Annotated in this window: 13 protein-coding genes; 6 read left to right on the top strand and 7 right to left on the bottom strand. The window is 66.1% G+C overall.

Annotation, left to right across the window (positions count from 1 at the left end):
* Positions 1–2: 2 nt before the first annotated feature.
* A complete protein-coding gene (locus tag SKC41_RS00725; protein WP_330975866.1) occupies positions 3–665 on the bottom strand; it encodes a sensor domain-containing protein in 663 nt (220 codons plus the stop codon).
* 41 nt (positions 666–706) lie between these two features.
* Positions 707–961 (bottom strand): mycoredoxin Mrx1, encoded by a 255-nt coding sequence (gene mrx1, locus SKC41_RS00720; RefSeq protein WP_330975865.1) that lies wholly within the window; start codon positions 959–961, stop codon positions 707–709.
* A 107-nt stretch (positions 962–1,068) separates the two neighbouring features.
* Here mrx1 and SKC41_RS00715 point away from each other — a divergent pair, with 107 nt between their 5' ends.
* From SKC41_RS00715 to SKC41_RS00705, 3 genes are all read left to right on the top strand, one after another.
* Positions 1,069–3,177 carry an ATP-dependent DNA helicase UvrD2 gene (locus SKC41_RS00715; RefSeq protein WP_330978708.1) on the top strand — a complete coding sequence of 703 codons (2,109 nt, stop codon included), beginning with the start codon at positions 1,069–1,071 and terminating at the stop codon, positions 3,175–3,177.
* Between the two features lie 122 nt (positions 3,178–3,299).
* Entirely contained in the window at positions 3,300–3,449 is a 150-nt protein-coding gene (locus SKC41_RS00710; RefSeq protein WP_330975864.1) for a hypothetical protein, read from the top strand.
* A 153-nt stretch (positions 3,450–3,602) separates the two neighbouring features.
* The gene (locus SKC41_RS00705; RefSeq protein WP_330975863.1) at positions 3,603–3,872 is read left to right on the top strand and encodes a WhiB family transcriptional regulator; all 270 of its coding nucleotides are present in this window, start codon (positions 3,603–3,605) and stop codon (positions 3,870–3,872) included.
* Here the strand turns inward: SKC41_RS00705 and SKC41_RS00700 are convergent.
* The 4 genes from SKC41_RS00700 to SKC41_RS00685 form a co-directional block, all read right to left on the bottom strand.
* Positions 3,869–5,212: a macrolide-binding ATPase MABP-1 gene (locus SKC41_RS00700; protein WP_330975862.1), complete on the bottom strand. Its 1,344-nt coding sequence runs from the start codon at positions 5,210–5,212 to the stop codon at positions 3,869–3,871. The genes SKC41_RS00705 and SKC41_RS00700 overlap by 4 nt on opposite strands.
* Positions 5,213–5,288: 76 nt before the next feature.
* Positions 5,289–6,143, bottom strand: coding sequence for a cyclodehydratase (locus SKC41_RS00695; protein ID WP_330975861.1), 855 nt, complete (start codon positions 6,141–6,143; stop codon positions 5,289–5,291).
* A 143-nt stretch (positions 6,144–6,286) separates the two neighbouring features.
* Positions 6,287–6,511, bottom strand: coding sequence for a hypothetical protein (locus SKC41_RS00690; RefSeq protein ID WP_330975860.1), 225 nt, complete (start codon positions 6,509–6,511; stop codon positions 6,287–6,289).
* A 157-nt stretch (positions 6,512–6,668) separates the two neighbouring features.
* The gene (locus SKC41_RS00685) at positions 6,669–7,421 is read right to left on the bottom strand and encodes a C39 family peptidase (RefSeq protein WP_330975859.1); all 753 of its coding nucleotides are present in this window, start codon (positions 7,419–7,421) and stop codon (positions 6,669–6,671) included.
* A gap of 252 nt (positions 7,422–7,673) precedes the next feature.
* On the opposite strand from SKC41_RS00685, the gene pstS reads away from it, so the two are divergent.
* Positions 7,674–8,771, top strand: coding sequence for a phosphate ABC transporter substrate-binding protein PstS (pstS, locus tag SKC41_RS00680; RefSeq protein WP_442931492.1), 1,098 nt, complete (start codon positions 7,674–7,676; stop codon positions 8,769–8,771).
* A 12-nt stretch (positions 8,772–8,783) separates the two neighbouring features.
* Here pstS and SKC41_RS00675 read toward each other — a convergent pair whose 3' ends face one another.
* A complete protein-coding gene (locus tag SKC41_RS00675) occupies positions 8,784–10,169 on the bottom strand; it encodes a zinc-dependent metalloprotease (RefSeq protein WP_330975858.1) in 1,386 nt (461 codons plus the stop codon).
* Positions 10,170–10,247: 78 nt separating this feature from the next.
* On the opposite strand from SKC41_RS00675, the gene SKC41_RS00670 reads away from it, so the two are divergent.
* Positions 10,248–11,270 carry a YlbL family protein gene (locus SKC41_RS00670; RefSeq protein ID WP_267731522.1) on the top strand — a complete coding sequence of 341 codons (1,023 nt, stop codon included), beginning with the start codon at positions 10,248–10,250 and terminating at the stop codon, positions 11,268–11,270.
* 108 nt (positions 11,271–11,378) lie between these two features.
* Positions 11,379–14,360: a UPF0182 family protein gene (locus SKC41_RS00665; RefSeq protein WP_330975857.1), complete on the top strand. Its 2,982-nt coding sequence runs from the start codon at positions 11,379–11,381 to the stop codon at positions 14,358–14,360.
* Positions 14,361–14,463 lie beyond the last annotated feature (103 nt).

Genomic DNA, 14,463 nt, shown 5'->3' with positions numbered 1-14,463 from the left:
CGCTAGCCGATGCGATCGGTGATGATCTGTAAAACGGAATTCGCGATCTGATCCGAGGCTTCAAGACCCACCACGCCGACCGACGCCAGCACCGCGGACTTGACGCGGTACAGATGGCTCCACTGGTGGGCGCTGAGCCGCAATGTCGACGGATCCGGCTTGTCGAGGGCGAAGCTGTAGTTCGGATCGTGCAGATCCATACACGCGTGCAGCGACGATTCCAGCTGACGGAATGCGCCTTGCGCCGCATCGGGATTCGGATAGCGCCCTGCCGCCTGGGTGACTCCATTGATCATGGCCCGGCCCATCGGCACGATGTCGTCGGTGACCCCGTGATAACCCGCGCTGCGAAATTCCGTCCAGTTGTTGCCGAAGGTGAGCTCATTGTGGCCGACTACCCGACACGGTTCGGCGGCGTTGGCGTCCGAAGGGGCTGGCTTCTTCAGGTCCGCCTCGGCGCGGTCGAGATCGTCGGCTTTGGCGATGCGGCGGACCTCGTCGAGTCCGACGATCATGTCGTCGACATGTGTGACATGCTGCTGCGACTTGGCCGGAGTGCTCGGATGCGCGCATCCCGACATCAGCATCACCGTGCAGCCCGCGATTGCGGCCGGCCACAGTTTACGAATCGAGCCGAATGGTCGCGATCGCGAATTCGACGCCATGGTTCGTATCGTAAGGCGCGAGCGATGGCAGTTGCCGTGGCTCAGCCGGCGACCTGAGCCAGCTTCGCTTTCACCTCGGCAGCACTCGGGTTGGTCAGCGTCGATCCGTCGGCGAACTTCACCGTTGGCACGGTCCGGTTGCCGCCGTTGACCGAACCGACGAATTCGGCGGCCGCCGGGTCGTGCTCGATGTCGACGGTCTCGTAGGGGATTCCGTTGGACTTGAGCACGGTCATGAGTCGGTGGCAATAGCCACACCATGACGTCGTGTAAACGGTAATCGGAGCGTTGCTCATAATCCGATAACGTAGCCCGCCGACGTTGCGTTCCGTGACGGGGACACCCGGGCGTACGGCGTGGCGAAACACCCGGTTTGTCGGCGACCGCTGCCAAGATGGACGGCATGCCGATGCTCGCCGATCCACTGACCGCCGGGCTGGACGACGAGCAGCGTGAGGCCGTGCTGGCGCCGCGCGGACCCGTTTGTGTGCTTGCGGGTGCTGGAACAGGTAAGACCCGCACCATCACGCATCGCATCGCCCAGCTCGTCGCGAGCGGCCATGTCGCCGCGGGGCAGGTGCTTGCGGTCACGTTCACCCAGCGCGCCGCGGGGGAGATGCGATCGCGATTGCGGACGCTGGACGCCAATACCCAGACCGGATCGGGCGTCGGCGCCGTGCAGGCCCTGACCTTCCACTCGGCCGCACACCGCCAGCTGCGGTACTTCTGGCCGCGGGTGATCGGCGACACCGGCTGGCAGCTGCTGGACACCAAGTTCGCCGTCGTGGCCCGCGCGGCCGGCCGGCTACGGCTCAATGTCAGCACCGACGACGTGCGCGACTTGGCCGGCGAGATCGAATGGGCCAAGGCGTCGCTGATCGGCCCCGAGGCGTATCCGAGCGAGGTCGCCGCCGCCGGCCGTGACATCCCGCTGGACGCCAAGAAGGTCGCCGACGTGTACACCGCCTACGAGGCCCTTAAGGTCCGCGACGAATCGGTGACCCTGCTCGACTTCGACGACCTGCTGCTGCACACCGCGGCCGCGATCGAGAACGACGCCGCGGTCGCCGAGGAGTTCCGCGACCGTTACCGCTGCTTCGTGGTCGATGAGTACCAGGACGTCACCCCGCTGCAACAGCGGGTGCTGTCGGCGTGGCTGGGCGATCGAGACGACCTCACGGTTGTCGGCGACGCCAACCAGACCATCTACTCGTTCACCGGCGCCTCGCCCCGCTTCCTGCTGGACTTCTCGCGGCAGTTCCCGGACGCCACGGTGGTGCGCCTGGAGCGCGATTACCGCTCCACCCCGCAGGTGGTCTCGCTGGCCAACCAGGTGATCGCGGCGGCCCGCGGCCGGGTCGCGGGCAGCAAGCTGCAGCTGTCCGGCCAGCGAGCGCCGGGTCCGGCGCCGACGTTTAGCGAGCATCCCGACGAAACCGTCGAGGCGGCCGCGGTCGCGAAGGCGATCGGCGGGCTGATCGAATCCGGCACCGCGCCGTCGGAAATCGCGGTGCTCTACCGCGTCAATGCCCAGTCGGAGATCTACGAGGAAGCGTTGACCGAGGCCGGCATCGCCTACCAGGTTCGCGGCGGCGAGGGCTTCTTCAGCCGCCAGGAGATCAAGCAGGCGATGGTGGCCCTGCACCGCCGTGCGCAGCGCAGCTCCGAGCAAGATCTGGAGGGGTCGTTGCCCGACGTGGTCCGCGCGGTGCTCGAACCGCTGGGGCTGACGGCCTCCGAACCCGACGGCACCCGGGCCCGGGAGCGCTGGGAGGCGCTGTTCGCATTGGCCGAGCTGGTGGACGCCGAGGTGGCGCAGCGCCCACAGCTGGATCTGCCGGGCTTGGTGGCAGAGCTGCGGGTCCGGGCCGATTCGCGGCACCCACCGGTGGTGCAGGGCGTCACGCTCGCGTCCTTGCACGCCGCCAAGGGGCTGGAATGGGATGCGGTGTTCCTGGTCGGATTGGCCGACGGCACTCTGCCCATCTCGCACGCCTTGGCCCATGGCGCCGAGAGCGAACCGGTCGAGGAAGAGCGTCGCCTGCTGTATGTCGGAATCACAAGGGCCCGAGTGCATTTGGCGCTGTCCTGGGCGCTGTCGCGCAGCCCGGGCGGTCGGCAGACCCGCAAGCCGTCGCGGTTTCTCAACGGCATCGCACCGCAGGCGCGCGTCGACCCGGCGCCGGGCAAATCCAGGCGTAAGCAAGGCGCTTCGCGGTGCCGGATCTGCAACAACAACCTGACCACCCCGGCGGCCGTCATGCTGCGCCGCTGCGAGACATGCTCGGCCGACATCGACGAGGCGTTGTTGCTGCGGCTCAAACAGTGGCGGTTGGACGTCGCCAAGGAGCAGAAGGTGCCCGCGTATGTCGTCTTCACCGACAACACGCTGATCGCGATCGCCGAACTGCTGCCCGACGACGAAGCGGCGCTGATCGCGATCCCGGGTATCGGCGCACGCAAACTCGAGCAGTACGGAGCCGACGTGCTGGAGCTGGTGCGCGGGCGCTGACGTCCAAAAACCGCAGGTCAGAAAATCGGTTGTCAGTGCGGTGGGCTAACATCTACTCTCGGTTACGCAATCTGCTGCCGGTGCGACGCCGGCATGCGCCCAGGCGAGAGGAGGTGGCCACGATGATCAACGACACGTTCGAGGTAGGCGTGGCCGGCGCGGTGCTGTCCGCGTGGACCTTCCATGCCGCCCACGCCGCCGTAAAGGCGGCCGGTGCAAAGCATCGCGCCGCCGCCGCGACTGACGCGTTCGTGGATCGGGGAACTACGTAAGCACTACGTAACCCGCCCGGTTTTCAAATGGCCACGGACCCTAAGTCACAAGGATCCGTGGCCATAGTTTTTGGGGCTGGAGTTTTTCAAAGCCCGCAACCTGGTCCGGATCACCGAAGAAGGACACCCAACCAGGAAGCAGGTGAGCAGGACATGTCGGCACAGACAGTCCCCAGACAGCCGGCGCCGGTGTTGCCATGTCACGCCGACGATCCCGATCTATGGTTTGCCGACGACCCGGCCGACCTGGAGCGCGCCAAGACGCTCTGCACGGACTGCCCGGTCCGGCGACAGTGCCTGGCCGCGGCGCTGGACCGTGCCGAGCCGTGGGGAGTGTGGGGCGGCGAGATATTCGAGCGGGGCTCGGTCGTGAGCTACAAGCGCCCGCGCGGACGCCCCCGCAAGGGCGCGGTCGCCGCCTAGACGGCCGCGACGTCGGGGTCGGCGAAACCCGGGACCAGCTCCTCGGTCAGCGCCTTGATCGGCACGTGAGCATCCAGCTGGCACAGGATCGCGGCGACCGACATGATCACCCGCATCGGGATCACCAGTTTGGGCGGTAGATCCATCTGCCGGGCCGTCCGGATCTGGGACACCGATCGGTCGATCTCGACGGCAGACATCTTCTGCAGCCACTTGCGGGTGTAGTGGAAGACCTCCACCTCGACCGGTTCGACGTACTGGCGCAGCATGTCGTCGATATCGCGCACCGACACCTGCTGGCCTTTCTGGATGAAGCCGGCCTTCTCCATCGTCGGCAACAGCAGGTCGTAGTTCTTGTCGCGGGCCAACCGGATCGTCATCCCGAGTTCGATCGGAAAGCCACCGGGCATGGGTGCGACGGCGCCGAAGTCGATGACGGCCATCCGGCCGTCGGGCAACAGCATGAAGTTTCCCGGGTGCGCGTCGCCGTGCAGCATCTGCAACCGGCCCGGTGCGTCAAAGGTGAGCTCGAGGAGCCGGCTGCCGATCAGATCGCGCTGCTCGACGGTGCCGTGGCGGATGATCTCGGCCATCGGCACACCCTGGATCCACTCCTGGACCACGACCTTGGGCGCACTGGCCACCACCCGCGGCACCGCGAAGTGCGGATGATCGCGGTACGCCTTGGCGAACGCGCGCTGGTTGTCGGCCTCCAGCCGGTAGTCGAGTTCCATCTCGGTGCGTTCGATCAGCTCGTCGACCACGCCCTGGACGTCGGCGCCGGGCGCGAGCTGTTTGGCCACCCCGACCATCCGCTGCATCGTCTTCAGGTCGGCCCGCAGCGCCTCGTCGGCGCCCGGGTACTGGATCTTGACGGCCACCTCGCGGCCATCGGACCACAACGCCTTGTGCACCTGGCCGATGCTGGCCGAAGCCACCGGGGTGTCGTCGAACGAAGCGAACCGGTCCCGCCACTTGGTGCCCAACTGCGCGTCGAGCACCCGGTGCACCTTCTCGGCGGGCAACGGCGGAGCATCCTTCTGCAACTTCGTCAACGCTTCGCGGTACGGCTCGCCGTACTCCTCGGGGATCGCGGCTTCCAGCACCGACAAGGCCTGGCCGACCTTCATCGCCCCGCCCTTGAGCTCGCCCAACACCTGGAAAAGCTGGTTGGCGGCCTTCTCGAGCAATTCGGCCTGAACCTCGTCTTTCGACTTGCCGGTCAGCCGCTTGCCGAACCCCAGCGCGGACCGCGCAGCAAAGCCGACCGGAATACTGGCCAGCTTCGCGTTGCGCGCCGCCCGACCCCGTTTGATCTCAGACACCTCTCCATCATCCATGACGACGCGGCCGCCCCGAGTTTGATCTACGCAACAGCACGGTGTCGGGCCGACCGACGGTCGCGTCGGTTACGCCTCAGCACGAACACAACGGATGCCTGGTCCACTGCCGCGCGACGATGGCTCCGGCGTGCAGATCGAATTCCAGGGTGGCGTTCAACGCCTGCGGTGGCCCGGGATCGGGCCCGGCATCGCGGCCACGCACGGCGGCGATCACCCGGTTCACCTGACTTAGGGCCAGCGCCGCGGTCGCCAGCAGGGTGGCGCGATCGGCCACGCCGACGGTCTCGCGCAGCTGGGCGGCGACCGCCGGCCACGCGGCATCGCGGTCGCTGCGATGTAAGTCGGCGCACCCCAGGCAGCTGGTCACGCCGGGAATGACCAACGGCCCGACCAGCCCGGTGCCGTCGCGGACCCGGACCGCCAGGTGCGCGACGCGCTGGCTGTGCAGATCGCGCACCATGCGCGGGTCGACGACCAGGTAGTCGGCCAGCACCACCAAGTCCACGGCGGCACGCGACACCGCGGCGTGCGGCTGGCTGCTGTGCGCGATCCGCGCCCCCGAGCAGCGCAGCGACTCCATCAGCAGGTCCGACAGCGGCCCGCGGCCGTGCACCCGGATCGACGCCGCCCGGCCGCCGGCCTGCCGGCAGCCGCGGGTCACTACCCCGGCGTTGACCAGCAGCGTGATGAGGTGCGTCAGGCCGTCGGGGTCCGTCAGGCCGTGTTCGAGGGCGAGGCGCTGCAACTCGGCGAACGGCAGGGGCGATCGCATCGCGTGCAAGAGCGCCGCCAGTGCCGCCGCGGCCAAGCCGCGCGGTGGCCGGACCAGCACCGCGCGCCGTGGATCCCAGCCCACTTGCACGGCACCGTCGGGGCGCAGCAACACGGGCATCGCCGGGTCCAGCGCATACGTCGCGGTGCCCGGCATGAATCCAGACTGTGCCACGGCCGGCACGCCGGGTGATTCAGCTGTCCACAGGAGCCGTCAGGACCTTCGCGAGGCCGCGTCCGGATCGTCGACATCCGCCAGATCGGGCAGTAGGCCAGCGTGCCGGCCGTGATCGTTAAGCGTTATTCACCCGGTGCGGGCGGCGGTGGACACGGTCGTGCGTAACGCCACGCCATGATCGTTCCGAATTGTGCGTGCGTATTTACTGGGCCGAACGTGTATCCGCAGGGCCAGTTGCGCTGTTCGCCGGGATCGTCGTTCGGGTCCGGATCAGCGTGCGCGATTCCAGCACCGAACGCCAGCGCCAATAGCGCCGATCCCGCCGCGATGATTGGTCGTTTGTGCATTTCCTTCACCTCGATCTATCGTCCGTGGCCGGCATCGCGTCCCTGGGCTAGTGCACCGGGCCGATGCGATCAACCTCTCCCGACAGTTACCCACACTGCGCGAGGGCTTTGCAACGATGCCGTGAACAGCGCGCAAATTATGTTGCGCGCCAGCGTTTCAGCCGGCCGGCGCGGTCACGATGATCGTCTGTTGCCCGGTCTTCCACGCAGTCATGAACGTCGTGATGCTGACCTTCGTGTTGCCGTGGTCGGCATACGGGTCGTTGAGGTGCACGGTCTCGTTGTTGGTGTCGACCCCGGTGACGACGAGCAGGTGATCGGCCGTTTTGCGCTGGTCGTTGCTGTCCAGAATGGTTCCGCCGTTGACCCAGGCGATGACCTTGCGATTGGCGCCGAGGTCCTGCTCGAGCGCGGACAGAGTTACCTCGTCGGGGTATTTGTCCCAGGTCATGCGCGATTTGATGCCGTAGTGGTCGAGCAGTACGACGGTATCGGCCGCGTCGATGCCGCCCTTCTCGGTTTCGTGGCCCGGGTCGCCGGTGGGCAGGTAAATCGGTCCGTCGCGGATCACCGAGGGTGTCTTCTGTGCCAGCTTGATGATCTGTTGCTCTGTCGCGGGGGTGCCGGTGACTTCGCCGACCACGTCGGCCACCGAAGCCAGTCCACAGGTGTCCTCCGTCGACTGCTGCACCCAATACTTGGCGGCCGCCTCGGGGTCGCCGTACATGCCGCTGACCGTCGGCCTCGCCGGCGCCGGCCCGCCGCTGGTCGAGACCGCGGGTGAGGTCGCCGCGGCACCCGTCGATGATGGCGCCGCACCGCACGCCGATACCACCAAGACGTTGCACAGACCGATGCAAGCGCAAACCAACGCGGTGCGCACCGCGGCTGCCATTCGGGAGTTAAACATGTTGCCGCCAAGGCCAGTCGGATGATCGATCAATGACAAAGCTAGCACCTGCAGCAAACACCCGCGACCCAATTGGACGTAATTCCAATAAGCCGGATTAACGGGTGCGCGGATGCCTGGCTCGGCTGTCTACCGAAACCGTCTACCAATTTGCTCCTGCGGTCCAAGTACGGAACTGCAATAGTGGTCGCGGGCTTTGCGGCGCCGCCGTGGCCCACAGCACCAAACCCGGGCAAAAGGTGAGGTCGGTCGATGAAAAGTCGTCTGTGTGGGCTGTCACTGGCGGCGTCGGTGATGCTGGTTGCGGCGGCCTGCGGTTCGCACTCCGCGAGCCCCGTGGCGCAACTGGCCACGGCTCCGCCGACGTCGACCGTGACGTTGACCGAGACCGGTTCCAACAACCTCTACCCGCTGATGGATGCGTGGGCCGCGTCCTACCACTCGAAATACCCCAACGTCACGATCACCGTCGCCAGCGACGTATCGGGCAATGGGATCGCGCAGGCCGCTAGCGGCGCGGTCAACATCGGTGCATCCGGTCTCTACCTGACCGAGGGTGACTTGTCCGCACACCCGGGCCTGCTGAACATCGCGTTGACCGTTTCTTCCGTGTACGTCAACTACAACCTGCCGGGTGTCCTCGTCCACCTCCGGCTGAATGGCAAAGTACTCGCGGCCATGTACAAGGGCACCATCAAGACGTGGAACGACCCGCAGATCGCCGACCTCAATCCGGGGGTGATCCTGCCGGCCATCCCGGTGATTCCGTTGCACCGCACGGACTCCGGGAGTAACGACACCTTCCTGTTCACCCAGTATCTGTCCAAGCAGGACCCCGACGGGTGGGGCAAGTCGCCAGGCTTCGCCACCGCCGTCGACTTTCCCGCCGTCGGGTCGGGTCAGAACGGAATGGCGGCCGTGGTGACCAGTTGCGCCCAGAGCCCGGGATGCATCGCCTACCTTGGCACCCGCTACCAGGCCGAGGCCGCACAGAAAGGGCTGACCGAGGCCGAGTTGGCCAATGCCTCAGGCCATTACGTGCTCCCCGACGCTGAGAGCGTCGAGGCTGAGGCCGCCGGGTCCGCCTCGCAGACGCCGGCCAATCAGACGGTCTCGTTGGTCAACGGGCCCGCCCCGGACGGGTACCCGATCGTCAACTACGAATACGCCATCGTCTACAGCAAACAGAAGGACCCCGCCGTCGCCCAGACGCTGCAGGCCTTCCTGCACTGGGTGGTGACCGACGGCACCGGCCCCAAATTCCTAGACCCCGTTCACATTTACCTTCGGCCGCTGCCGGATGCGGTCAGGACGCTATCCGATGCCCAGATCGCCAAGATCACCAGCTGAGCAAACGCTGACTCAGTCGTTGACGGGACCGCGTCCGGAACCGGGGTCGTCTTGCTCCAGCCGGGCGATGGCTTCGTCGATTCCGCTGGTATCGCCGCCGATGACGCGGTCGATGAACCCGGCGGGCTCGTCGAGGTCCTCGGCGCCGGGCAAGAGATCGGGATGTTGCCAGACGCCGTCGCGGGCATCCATGCCGGCGGCTTCCGTGAGCCGCTCCCACAGGGCCGCGGCTTCCCGCAGCTTGCGCGGGCGCAACTCCAGACCGACCAGCGTGGCAAACGTCTGCTCGGCCGGACCGCCGCTGGCCCGGCGTCGGCGCAGCGTCTCGCTCAATGCGGCCGCTCCCGGAATCCGGTCGCCCAGGGCCGCGGTCACCACGACCTGCACCCAGCCCTCGATCAGCGCGAGCAGGGTCTCCAGCCGTTCCAGCGCCTGGGTCTGCGCCGGCGTCGCCTTCGGCTCGAAAACGCCTTGGCCGAGCAGGTTTTCGATCGCGGCGGGATCCGAGAGCGACGCGGGGTTGAAGTCCCGTGCCAACTCCTCGATCCCGCTCATGTCGATCTTCATGCCCATCGCGTAGGCCTCGATGGCGCCCAGCAGCTGGCTGGATAACCAGGGAACATGGCTGAACAGCCGGTGGTGGGCCGCTTCCCGGGCGGCCAGGAACGTCATGATCTCGCTGCGGGGCTGCTCGAGTCCGGCGGCGAAGGCTTCCACGGCCTCGGGCATGATCGCCGCCACGCCCTTCGGCCCTAGCGGCAGGCCGATGTCGGTCGACGTCAGCACCTCGCGGGACAACCGGCCCAGGGCCTGGCCCAGCTGCGAGCCGAACGCCATGCCGCCCATCTGCGACATCATCGCCATCAGCGGGCCCGCCATGCCCTTGGCCTCCTCGGGCAGCGAAGACGCCCACACCGTCGAAATCTGTTGGGCCATCGGGTCGCACAGCCGCTTCCAGGTCGCCAGGGTGTTGTCCACCCAGTCGTTGGGGCTCCAGCCGACCGACTTGGTGGTGCCGGCGGGCAGCGCGGTGACGCCGTCGAGCCAGGTGTCGGCGAGGTGTACCGCATCGGCGATCGCGGAGTTCGTCGTGGCCGGGATCGGTGCGACGAATCCAATCGAGCTGGACGCGACTTGCCGGGCCAGGTCGTAGTTGACGGGTCCCGACGGGGTGCCCCCGGCCGGCCCGGTGCCCGCGTTGCTGAACATCTGACCCAGCTGCGTGAAGATTTGGCCCAGGTCACCCATGCTGAAGTCCCCGCCCATGCCGGACGCACCGAGCGGGTCTGACGGGCCCGAGCCGGACTCGGGGTTCTTCTTCCCGTGCTTGTCGCGCTCGGGGTCTTCTCCGTAAGAGAAGCCGAAAGGCAGGTCAGCCATGACCTCAACGGTACTCACCGGCGGAACAGAAGGCGTCATCCGGCGTCACGCTTGTAGCTGAACGAGACGCCGCGGTGTCCGGTTAGGGTAAGCGGCGTGAACAGGCGGATTCTGACCTTGATGGTCGCGTTGGTGCCCATCCTGGTCTTCGGCGTGTTGCTCGCGGTGGTGACGGTGCCGTTCGTCTCGCTGGGCCCCGGCCCGACTTTCGACACGCTCGGAGAGGTCGACGGTAAGCAAGTGGTCGCGATTGAAGGCACCCAAACTCACCCGACCACCGGTCATCTCAACATGACGACGGTGTCCCAGCGTGACGATCTGACCCTCGGCGAAGCGCTCACGCTGTGGTTCTCCGGACAGGAACAGCTGGTGCCGCGTGACCTCATCTACCCGCCCGGCAAGTCACGCGAAGACGTCGACAAGGCCAACAACGCCGACTTCAAAGACTCCGAGGACAGCGCCGCCTACGCCGCCCTGGGCTATCTGAAATTCGCGCCCGCCGTCACCGTCGCGACCGTCACCGACGCCGGACCGTCGACGGACAAGCTGAAGGCCGGCGACGCGATCGACGCGGTCAACGGCACTCCCGTGGTCAATGTCGAGCAGTTCACCGGATTGCTGAAGAACACCAAGCCCGGCCAGACGGTGACGATCGACTTCCGCCGCAAGAACGAACCGGCCGGCGTCGCGCAAATCACGCTGGGCACAAACAAAGACCGCGACTACGGCTTCATGGGTGTCGCGGTGCTTGATGCGCCCTGGGCGCCGTTCGCGGTGGACTTCAACCTGGCCAACATCGGTGGGCCCTCGGCCGGCCTGATGTTCAGCCTGGCGGTGGTCGACAAGCTCACCACCGGCGATCTGGCCGGTTCGACGTTCATCGCGGGGACCGGCACGATCTCGTCCGACGGCAAGGTCGGCCAGATCGGTGGCATCACGCACAAGATGGTTGCCGCCCAGGAGGCCGGCGCCACGGTGTTCCTGGTTCCGGCGAAGAATTGCTACGAGGCGACCTCGGACAATCCGCACGGGTTGCGCTTGATCAAGGTCGAGACCCTCGGGCAAGCGGTGGACGCGCTACACGCGATCCAACAAGGAGGTCAGGCACCGAGCTGCTAGCCCGCCATCGCGCGTGCTGAGAGTGCGTACAGTTGTGACCGTCCAGGAAAACCGGCAGCAACCGGCAACTAAGACGACGCCAGCCATTTCGATCAGGGAGCGTAGCCAGTGGGGATGCGGCCCACCGCAAGGATGCCGAAGCTGACTCGGCGCAGCCGGATTCTGATTTTGATCGCGCTAGGTGTGATCGCGCTGCTGCTCGCCGGTCCGCGCCTCATCGACGCCTACGTCGACTGGTTGTGGTTCGGCGAGCTCGGGTATCGCTCGGTGTTCACCACCGTGCTGATGACCCGCATCGTGGTGTTCCTGGTGGCCGGCCTGCTGGTCGGCGGGATCGTGTTCGCCGGGCTCGCGCTGGCCTACCGCACCCGTCCGGTCTTCGTCCCGAGCAACGACAACGACCCGGTGGCGCGGTATCGCACTGTCGTGATGTCGCGGTTACGGCTGGTGGCCATCGGTGTCCCGGCGGCGATCGGCCTGCTGGCCGGCATCATTGCGCAAAGCTACTGGGTGCGGATCCAGCTGTTCTTGCATGGCCAGAGCTTCGGGATCAGGGATCCACAGTTCGGTAAGGATCTCGGCTTCTACGCGTTCGAGTTGCCGTTCTACCGGCTGGTTCTCAGCTACCTGTTCGTGTCGGTATTCCTGGCCTTCGTGGCGAACGTGCTGGCGCACTACATCTTCGGCGGCATTCGGCTCTCCGGCCGCACCGGCGCATTGAGTCGTTCGGCGCGGGTGCAGCTGGTCAGTCTGATCGGCACGCTGGTCGTGCTCAAAGCCATCGCCTATTGGCTGGACCGCTTCGAGCTGCTGTCGCACACGCGCGGCGGCAAGCCGTTCACCGGCGCCGGCTATACCGACATCAACGCGGTGTTGCCGGCCAAGCTGATCCTGATGGCGATCGCGCTGATCTGTGCCGCCGCGGTTTTTTCCGCGATCGTGCTGAAGGACTTGCGGATTCCGGCGATCGGCCTGGTCCTGCTGCTGCTGTCGTCGTTGATCGTGGGCGCCGGCTGGCCGTTGATCGTCGAGCAGATCAGCGTGAGACCCAATGCCGCGCAGAAGGAAAGCGAATACATCGGCCGCAGCATCGCTGCGACACGGCAGGCGTATGGTCTGACGTCCGACCAGGTGACCTATCGCAACTACAGTGGTGACGGCCAGGCCATCGCCCAGCAGGTGGCGGCCGACCGGGCGACGACCTCGAACATCCGGTTGCTTGACCCGACGATCATCAGCCCCGCGTTCACCCAGTTCCAGCAGGGCAAGAACTTCTACTTCTTCCCCGACCAGCTGTCGATCGACCGCTACCTGGACCGCAACGGCGCGTTGCGCGATTACGTGGTCGCGGCCCGAGAACTCAACCCGGACAGGCTGATCGACAACCAGCGCGACTGGATCAACCGGCACACCGTTTACACCCACGGCAACGGGTTCATCGCCTCGCCGGCCAACACGGTGCGCGGCATCGCCAACGATCCGACCCAAAACGGTGGCTACCCAGAGTTTCTCGCCAACGTCGTCGGCGCCAACGGCAGCGTGGTGTCGGATGGGCCGGCGCCGCTGGACCAGCCGCGCATCTACTTCGGACCTGTCATCTCCAACACCTCGGCCGACTACGCGATCGTCGGACGCAACGGCGCCGACCGCGAATACGATTACGAGACCAACACCGAAACCAAGAACTACACCTACACCGGACTCGGGGGCGTTCCGATCGGTGACTGGCTATCCCGAAGCGTGTTCGCCGCCAAGTTCGCCGAGCGAAACTTCTTGTTTTCCAGCGTGATCGGCTCCAACAGCAAGATCCTGTTCAACCGTGATCCGGCTGCTCGGGTGGAGGCGGTGGCGCCGTGGCTGACCACCGACAGCGCGGTCTACCCGGCGATCGTCAACAAGCGCCTGGTGTGGATCATCGACGGCTACACCACCTTGGACAACTACCCGTACTCCGAACTCACGTCGCTGGAGTCCGCGACCGCCGACTCCACCGAGGTGGCGTTCAACAAGCTCGGACCCGACAAGCAGGTCTCCTACATCCGTAACTCGGTGAAGGCCACGGTCGACGCCTACGACGGGACCGTGACGCTTTACCAGCAGGACGAGCAGGATCCGGTGCTGAAGGCCTGGATGCAGGTCTTCCCGGGCACGGTCAAACCCAAGAGTGACATCAGCCCCGAACTGGCCGAGCATCTGCGTTATCCCGAGGACCTGTTCAAGGTGCAGCGGATGCTGCTGGCGAAGTATCACGTCAACGACCCGGTGACGTTCTTCTCCACCTCTGACTTCTGGGACGTGCCGCTGGACCCGAATCCGACGGCCAGCAGCTATCAGCCGCCGTATTACATCGTCGCGAAAAACATTGCGAAGAACGACAATACGTCGTCATACCAGTTGACGAGCGCGATGAACAGATTCAAACGCGATTATCTGGCCGCCTACATCAGCGCCAGCTCCGATCCCGCGACGTACGGCAAGATCACTGTGCTGACCATCCCGGGTCAGGTCAACGGTCCGAAGCTGGCCAATAACGCGATCACCACCGACCCGGCGGTGTCCCAAGACCTGGGAGTGATCGGGCGAGACAACCAGAACCGAATACGTTGGGGCAACTTGCTGACGCTGCCGGTTGCTCAGGGTGGATTGCTGTACGTCGAACCCGTCTACGCCTCTCCGGGAGCCAGCGACGCCGCCTCGTCGTACCCACGGTTGATCCGGGTGGCGATGATGTACAACGACAAGATCGGCTACGGCCCGACCGTCGGTGACGCGCTCACCGGGTTATTCGGGCCGGGCGCAGGTGCGGCCGCTACGGGGATCGTTCCCACCGATTCGGGTGCCCCGGCGACGCCGCCCGCGACCCCACCGACACCGGCCGTGGCGCCCGGCCCGAACAGCCCGCCCACCGCGGTGCCGCCGGCTCCGGATGGGGCGACGACGCTGTCGCCAGCGAAAGCCGCTGTCCTGCAGGAGATTCAGACCGCGATTAACGCCGCGCGCGACGCCCAGAAGAAGGGCGATTTCGCCGGATACGGAGCGGCGCTGCAGCGGCTCGACGATGCGATCACCAAGTACAACAACACCAAATAGATCGCCTTAGCCCGGCCGCGTCGCAGTCCCCAGGCGCCACAAGAAAGACGGCACAGGACGGTTCGCCGAAGCGATATCGCCGGTGCTATCGCATATGAAGACC

The organism is Mycobacterium sp. 050128, from assembly GCF_036409155.1.
In the GTDB taxonomy this organism is placed as follows: domain Bacteria; phylum Actinomycetota; class Actinomycetes; order Mycobacteriales; family Mycobacteriaceae; genus Mycobacterium.
Note: the sequence above shows the minus strand (reverse complement) of the source record. Positions and strands in the feature narration are given on the sequence as shown.

What these genes read in the sequence shown, in the direction of transcription:
- SKC41_RS00725 (WP_330975866.1), bottom strand. Translation starts at nt 665, where the DNA reads ATGGCGTCGAATTCGCGATCGCGACCATTCGGCTCGATTCGTAAACTG.
- mrx1 (WP_330975865.1), bottom strand. Translation starts at nt 961, where the DNA reads ATGAGCAACGCTCCGATTACCGTTTACACGACGTCATGGTGTGGCTAT.
- SKC41_RS00715 (WP_330978708.1), top strand. Translation starts at nt 1,069, where the DNA reads ATGCCGATGCTCGCCGATCCACTGACCGCCGGGCTGGACGACGAGCAG.
- SKC41_RS00710 (WP_330975864.1), top strand. Translation starts at nt 3,300, where the DNA reads ATGATCAACGACACGTTCGAGGTAGGCGTGGCCGGCGCGGTGCTGTCC.
- SKC41_RS00705 (WP_330975863.1), top strand. Translation starts at nt 3,603, where the DNA reads ATGTCGGCACAGACAGTCCCCAGACAGCCGGCGCCGGTGTTGCCATGT.
- SKC41_RS00700 (WP_330975862.1), bottom strand. Translation starts at nt 5,212, where the DNA reads ATGGATGATGGAGAGGTGTCTGAGATCAAACGGGGTCGGGCGGCGCGC.
- SKC41_RS00695 (WP_330975861.1), bottom strand. Translation starts at nt 6,143, where the DNA reads ATGCCGGGCACCGCGACGTATGCGCTGGACCCGGCGATGCCCGTGTTG.
- SKC41_RS00690 (WP_330975860.1), bottom strand. Translation starts at nt 6,511, where the DNA reads ATGCACAAACGACCAATCATCGCGGCGGGATCGGCGCTATTGGCGCTG.
- SKC41_RS00685 (WP_330975859.1), bottom strand. Translation starts at nt 7,421, where the DNA reads ATGTTTAACTCCCGAATGGCAGCCGCGGTGCGCACCGCGTTGGTTTGC.
- pstS (WP_442931492.1), top strand. Translation starts at nt 7,674, where the DNA reads ATGAAAAGTCGTCTGTGTGGGCTGTCACTGGCGGCGTCGGTGATGCTG.